At 65.0% G+C, this 7,478-nt stretch carries 3 protein-coding genes and 1 rRNA gene; all 4 read left to right on the top strand.

Annotated elements, in window-relative coordinates; translation table 11 throughout:
* The first annotated feature begins 4 nt into the window (after positions 1-4).
* On the top strand, positions 5-4,540 hold the full coding sequence (locus tag O3298_RS28815; protein WP_305061161.1) for an alpha-2-macroglobulin: 4,536 nt from the start codon (positions 5-7) through the stop codon (positions 4,538-4,540).
* On the top strand, positions 4,540-6,237 hold the full coding sequence (locus O3298_RS28820) for a DUF2300 domain-containing protein (protein WP_305061162.1): 1,698 nt from the start codon (positions 4,540-4,542) through the stop codon (positions 6,235-6,237). Before O3298_RS28815 ends, O3298_RS28820 begins: the two co-directional genes overlap by 1 nt.
* 29 nt (positions 6,238-6,266) lie before the next feature.
* Entirely contained in the window at positions 6,267-6,995 is a 729-nt protein-coding gene (locus O3298_RS28825) for a YfaP family protein (RefSeq protein WP_289913951.1), read from the top strand.
* Between the two features lie 392 nt (positions 6,996-7,387).
* A 16S ribosomal RNA gene (locus O3298_RS28830) occupies positions 7,388-7,478 on the top strand; the annotation flags it as partial.

The following is a 7,478-nucleotide window of genomic DNA, read 5'->3' on the forward strand; positions in this document are numbered from 1 at the left end:
TCTCATGAAGCTGTTATTTTCCAGCCTGCTGGCGTTGGTCCTCATTGGCGGCGCCTCGGCGCAGGAACGCGAACCGAGCAACTACGCCACCTTCAAGGGCGAACCCTTCTTTCTGCTGTCGGACGCCAGCTACGGCAGTCTTGATGAAGCGCGCGTGCGCCTGGAAGTGCCGGGGCGCGACATGGGGCGCATGAACCTGGAAGCGTATTCGGGCGCCGACATCGTCGTCTACCGCGTGCCCGAACCGATGGAATTCCTGAAAAAGCAGCGCAATCTGCACCGCATCCAGGTCGAGGGCAATTACCAGGGCGAAGGCCTGGCCAATACCCTGAGCTTTCTGTGGGATAGCTGGTGGAAGCAGTCGCGCCTGGCCTGGCGCAAGCTGTTCTCCGGCGAGGCGCGCCTCGCGGTAACGAAGGAACAGCCGCAATTGGCGACGAATGACGCGATCCGCCGGCGCACTGTGTTCGCCAACCATCCGCAATACAAGCCGATCAAGGGCATGGAGCTGGTCGACAGCTTCCGCTATCCGATCTGGCAAGCCAAGGCCATCACACCGCCGAAAGGCGTCAAGCTCGATGGATCGAGCAGCGATTTCATCGTCGCCGGTGCCGGTAACGTGATGATTCCGCTGGGCAAACGCCAGCCTGGCTTGTACCTGATCGAAGCGATCATCGGCGAACACCGCGCCACCACCCTGGTGTTCGTGTCGGATACGGTGGCCGTCACCAAGGTATCGTCCGGCCAGATGCTGGTGTGGACGGCACGGCGCGACAACAGCGCCGCCGTGGCCGGCGCCAGCGTGGCGTGGACGGACGGCACCGGCGTGCTGCAGTCGGCCACCACGGGCGCCGACGGCGTCGCATCGCTCGAGCGCGGCAGCCCCGAACACACGTATGTGCTGGGGCAGGACCGCGCCGGCGGCGTGTTCGTGTCCGAGAATTTTTACTATGACAGCGAAATCTATAACACCAAGATTTATGCGGTGACGGACCGGCCCCTGTACCGGCCCGGCGACGAGGTCAACGTCAAGTTTGTGGGCCGCGAATTCACGTCGGCGCGCAACTCGCAGGCGGCGGCCAGCGCGCCGCTAAGCTTGACCGTGCTCAATCCGAATGGCACGCCGCTGCTGACGCAAACGCTGCAGCTGTCCGGCGATACGGGCGCCGACACGCGCTTCCGCCTGCCGACGGAAGCCACCGCCGGCGGCTATGAACTGCGCTTCAATTACAAGGATGGCGCATATGGCGCGGCCTTCCGCGTGGCCGAATACATCAAGCCGCACTTTGAAATCAACGTCCAGCCAGCGAAGCCGGAATTCAAGACGGGCGAGGCGGTCAAGGGCAGCATCGCGCTGCGCTACCCCGATGGCAAGCCGGTGAAAAACGCGAAGATGACCCTGTCGCTGCGCGGCCAGCAAAACACCATGGTCGAGGGCGAGTTGCGTTACAGCGGCCTGTTCCCCGTGGCCTTGAAGACCGAGGAAGTGACGAGCGACGGCAGCGGCAATGTGGACTTCACCTTGCCGCCCGCCGCCGACCCTTCGCGCTACATCCTGACCGTGCTGGCGACCGATGGCGCGGCCTACCGCGTCAAGGCGACGCGCGAGCTGATGATCGAGCGTTCGAGCAGCAGCTACCAGTTGAAGGCCGCGCGCCAGTTTTCCGATCCGGACCAGTCCGTGCATTTCGACTTGCTGGCCGACGGCCAGGGCGCGGCCAAGCCCGTGCGCTGGGAGATGGTGCAGCTGGAAAAACAAGGCAAGACCGAGGGCGCATTCGATCCAAACGCCAAGGGCTGGGACGTGACATTCCCCGCTTCGGGCTCGTATCAGCTGGCGCTGCGCGACGAACGGGGCAACCTGCTGGCCGCCGCCAGCCACTGGGTCGCCGGCGATGGCGTGCAGGCGACGCCGGGCAGCATCGAGATCGTGCTGGACCGCGCCCGCTATCGTCCGGGCGACACCGCCGAGGCGCTGATCACGTTCTCGGACAAGGTCGACCAGGCGCTGTTGACGATCGAGCGCGACAAGGTGGAGCACCATGGCTTGATGGCCGGCGCCGCGGATTGGTACCAGGCGAAGCGCGTGGCGCCGCGGCAGTGGCGCGTGCGCATTCCCGTCAGGGAGGAGCATGGCCCGAACATGACGTTCTCGGTGGCGTATACGCGCAATGGCGACTTCGTCTTCGAGAATGCGGGTCTGCAAGTGATCGAGCCGCGCATCGCGCTGCAATTCAAGAGCGACAAGGAGGTCTACCAGCCCGGCGAGAAGGTGACCCTGGACGTCAAGGCCACCCTCGACGGCAAGCCGCTGAGCACGATGGTGGCGCTGGGCGTGGTCGATGAAATGATTTATGTGCTGCAGCCGGAAATCGCGCCGGACATCGGCGACTTCTTCTACCATCCGCGCCGCAACAACGTGCGCACCACGGCCAGCCTGTCCTTCATCAGCTACGACATGGCGCAGGGCCGCACCGCTGGCGCGCCCGCGCGCCACAATTACAACGAGCGCGGCGTCAAGGTGCTCGAACGTCCGCGCCGCGACAATATCGATACGGCGTACTGGGCGCCATCGCTCAAGACCGACGCGAATGGCAATGCGCGCGTGAGTTTCACCATGCCGGACGCGCTGACCCGCTGGAGGATTACGGGCCGCGCGATGGACGAGCAGGGGCGCGTGGGCCAGCGCACGGCCTATCTGCGGTCAGACAAGAACTTCTATGCCAAGTGGACGGCGCCCGACTGGATGCGCACAGGCGATGCGCCGCGTGCCTCGGTGGCCGTGTTCAACCAGACTGGCAAGGAGCAGGCGCTGGACGTCGTCCTTTCCGGCGGGGCGCAGCCGAAGACGGAAAAGCTGTCCGCCAAACCGGGCGTCAACTACGTCGAGTTTCCGCTCGCTGCTGGCGCTACCGGGCCGCTGCGCCTGGAGCTGAAACAGAACGGCAAGCTGGTCGACGCGCTGGACACGGCCATGCAAACCTTGCCCGCCGCCTGGAGCAGCCCGCGCACCCTGGTGCTGCCGCTCGATGGCGCCACGGGTGATATTCCACTCAAGCTGCCGGCGGACGCGCGCAATATCCGCATCTCGTTCGCGCAAGGAGCAGCCAGCCAGTTCGCGCGCATCGCCGACGACCTGATCGACTATCCATATGGCTGCGTGGAGCAGACGGCGAGCCGTTTGATTCCGCTGGCGCTGGCCACGCAAAGCCTGGGGCCGGACGCCGGCGCGGCGGGTGAGCGTCTGCAAACGCTGCTGACGGCGCAGCGCCTGCGCCTGGTGTCCATGGCGGGGCCGAACGCCGTCTTCGGCTGGTGGGGCAACGCCACGGCCGGCAATGCCTTGATGACGGCCTACGCCTATTATGCCGACTGGTACGCTGCGCGCGCGCTGCGCATCGAGCTGCCGCCCGAGCACTGGAACAAGCTGCTGGCCGTCTACAGCGAACATGGCTTGAAGGATGCGATGGGCGACCGCGCGCTGGTGCTGTGGATGGCGCGCGAGATGGGCTTGCCCACGCAGACGCTGGCGGCGGGCCTGGTGGACGACAGCGCCATCGCCGTCCTGGGCGGCAAGCCGCGCCAGGCGGGCGACAGTAGCAGCCTGCTGCTGGGCGGAGCCCTTGACCGCGAAGCGCAAGCGATGTCGCTGGGCCTGGTGGCGCTGGTGGCCGGCCAGAATGGCATCGCCTTGCCGCATGGGCTGCAACTGCAAGTGGCCAGCGCCTGGCAAGTCTTGCGCGAATCGAAAGCGCCGGTGGCGCAAGCCTTGCTGATGCTGGCCGGCGAAGTACCGCCATCGCAGGCCGACGCGGTGCTGGCTGGCGTGCGCGCCGAGATGCCGACCCTGGACCGCGCGATGACGTTGATGTGGGTGCAAAAGAAGCTGGGTGGCGCATCGTTCGGCAAGGGGCCGGCCGTCACGCTGGACGGCGCCTGGCAAAAACGCGACAGCCGCAGCGGCCAGCCGGTCTGGCGCTGGAACGACGCCAAGGGCCAGCCCGACAAACTGCGTCTCGCTGCACCGGCGCCCGCAGGCACGGTGGCCGTGCTGCAGTACGACAGCCACGCCGTCGAAGCGCAAACCTTGCCGGTTGCCGTCGAGCGCCGCATCCTGCGCATGAAGGCGGGCAAGGGCGGCTACACGACGGAGCTGGTCAAGCCGGGCGAGGCGCTGAGCACGGACGCGCTGTACCTCGATGAAATCACCTTGAAGGCTGCACCGGGAGCGAAGCACCGCTTTGGTTTGCTGGAAGTGGCGCTGCCACCTGGCGCCATGGTCGAATCGACGACATGGGGCATGGTCATGGCAGGTGACATGCCGGCCGCGCTGGAACGCGCGCGCCACACCGAACGCCGCGACGGCTATGCCGTGCCGATCGAGCCTTTGGCCGGCGACGTGACCGTGCGCCATTTGCTGCGCTTTGCGCAGAAGGGCAGTTATGTGCTGCCGCCTGCGCGCTTTTACCGCATGTATCAGCCGGAGCAGAAAGCCTTTGAAGGCGGCGGCAAGACCACGCGCGCGCTGAAGGTCGAGTGATGCGCGTTGCACTTCCTGCATTGACGGCAACCCTGCTGCTGGCCGTACCTGCGTGGTCTGCATCGCTGGACGTGGCCTGGTGGCGTGATGGCAAGACGGAAGTGCGGCAGCTGCGCCAGGGCGGCGCCACGCAGCCCCTCTCGCCGCCGTTTGACGGTGCGCGGCAAGTACCGCTGGCCAGCCTGTGGAAGCTGTTCGTGTATGTCTATGCGACGGATAACAAGGTAGCGATGCCGGATTACCGCTGCGGTGGCCGCGATCCGGAAGAGGTGTATTGCTGCGATGCGGGCCAGAGCATCGGTCACGACGCGGCGCTGGCGCAGTCCTGCGGCCCATTTTTCTCGCCCAAGCGCTTGATGATCACGGCCACGCCGTGGCGCCAGTACTGGCGCGGCCGTCTGGGGAGCGCGCCGGCAGGCGACTTTGCCTGGCTGGCGGATCCCGCGCAGATGGCGCCGGCGCGCACGGTGCGCCTGGATAGCCTGCTGCGCGCGCTGGACAGCATCCCGGCCGCCAGCCGCGTGGATGCCGAGGCAGCGCTGCTGCGCGTGGTGCTCGACGGACGCGGCGCCGGTACGGCGCGCTGGTTCGGCAGCCAGCTGCGCGTAAAGACGTATTCCTGGCACGAGCAGAAAAAGGGTCAGGCAGAAGAGCGTATCGGCGGCGCGGCCGGCTGGCTGGCCGACGGCACGCCGATCTGGTTTGACGGCGCGGGCGGCAGCAGCAATGTCTTCGCACAGTGGGCGCCCAAGCTGGCCGCCAGTTTGCCGAAAGTGGGCGCGGCCGACGATGGCGGCTGCGTGGTCGTCGATTACTTCAAGCGCTATCCGATCCGCGCCGTGCGCGGCGAGCGTGGCGTGGCCGCAGCTGGCCCGCTGAATGGCCGCTACCATGTGCAATTCGAGAATGGCCAGAACCTCGCCTTGCGCAGCACGGGCGAATTGATGCTGTTGCAGGAGAAGGGCGGCCGTCCGCAATTGCGCGGCCGCTTCGGCGTCAATGAATATGTGGCGCGCGTGCTCGACCGCGAAGCGAACGCCGGCGAGCCGGAAGCGGCCAAGGCGCTGGCGATCGCCGCGCGCACGTATCTGCAGCAGAACGCGGTGACGGTGGCGGGCTGCCAGCAGATCGTTGACAGCAGCGCGACCCAGCGCGTCAGTCCCAGCCCCGCCACGCCGGCGGCGCTGGCGATTGCGCGCTGGACCGACCAGCTGATCGTCGATGGCGTCACCGTGCGCTATCACAGTAACCAGCCGTCCGAGGGCACGATGGCGTGGAGCGAGGCGGTGCGCCAGGCCAGACAAGGCAAGTACTATGATGAATTGCTGGCGGCGGCGTATCCTGGCGGCGCGCTGAGTACCTTTGGCAATACCGGCGCACGTTGCCGGCGCCTGGCGCAGAACGAGGACTGGCTGGCGCGGTCCGTGCTGCGCTGGCAGCGCGTGCTGCTGCGCGAGGCCGGCTACGAGGCGCCGTCGCCAGCGCCGCTGGTGTGCGCCTTGCAGAGCGGCGCGCCGTATTCGGAACAATCGCGCAACCGTATCTTCATGCGGCCGCTGGCCACGCGCGAAGACCGCATCACCTTGGCCCATGAATACCTGCATCTTGGCCTGCGCAACCATCCGCGCGGCCAGGACGAAGAATATGTCGAGCGGCTGGCCCGCCGGCTCGTCGACCTTAACCTGGAGGCCCTGTGAGTTTTTATATCCGCTGCTCGATTCCGCTAATGCTATTGCCAATCTGGGCGCAGGCCCAGGTCACCATTGACGCCCCCAAGAGTGGTTGGCGCAATTCGGCCGGCGCCAGCGAGCAATACACGCAAGCGGTCAACTACCCCGCCGCGTCGGTCAACCTGCAGCCGGGCCAGGCCGAGACGGCGCAGATACGGGGACGCATCGCAGGCGCCGTCAAGGGCAAGCCCGCTACTTTGGTGGTCAATGGCGTGGCGATGCCGATGGAAGTGGGCGAGGATGGCAGCTATGGCCGTCCGTATGGCTTCGGCAGCGGTTCGAACAGCGTGGAAGTGCGCTCGCCGGATGGCCGGAGCCGCGCGCGCACCCAGTTTGTCGACAGCTACCAGGGCAAGACCCAGGCGCGCCTGCGCATCGTGCTGTCCTGGGACAGCGCCGGCACCGACCTCGATATGCATGTGGTCACGCCGGACGGCGGCCATGCCTGGTACGGCAATCGCGTCCTGAAAGATGGCGGCGCGCTGGATGTGGACGTGACCACCGGCTATGGTCCGGAGATTTTCTCCAGTTCGGCGCCCGTGAAGGGCAACTATCACGTCTATGTGAATTACTACGGCAGCGGCGAGAACACCGCCATGCTGACCGTCGCCCGCATATCGATCATCACCAACGAAGGCACGCCACGTGAAAAGTTGCAGAGCTTCCAGGTGCCGATGCGGGCCGCCGGCGAACTGACCTTGGTGAAATCGTTCGTCTTGCCATAAATGGCTCTTGCGGACACGCTGTTGCTTGGCTATAATTCGCCCCCTCGCTGAACGACGCATGCAAATGCCGAGTGAGATGAGGAAAAGAAGGTGTTGACGATTGTGCTGAAATGCTTCATACTCTTCCTTCTTCGCAGCTGACAAACACAACGCTTTGTCGATAGCGCGAAAGCAGTACCGAATACAGTTCTTTAACAATTAACAGTCGATAAGTGTGGGCATTTGATGTCAGTGCAGCGTCAATCTTCGGATTGGCGTAATACTTAAAATATATCAAATGTTCACAAGAAATAATGAAATAGGATACTTCTTCGGAAGTAGCCTGTCAGTTTTTTGAGTGAGCGACCCATCAGCAATGATGGTGCCGGTAAAACGGCAAAGTAACAGAGATTAAACTGAAGAGTTTGATCCTGGCTCAGATTGAACGCTGGCGGCATGCCTTACACATGCAAGTCGAACGGCAGCACGGAGCTTGCTCTGGTG

The sequence above is a fragment of the Janthinobacterium sp. SUN137 genome (genome assembly GCF_030587265.1).
Taxonomy (GTDB): Bacteria; Pseudomonadota; Gammaproteobacteria; order Burkholderiales; family Burkholderiaceae_D; genus Janthinobacterium; species Janthinobacterium kumbetense.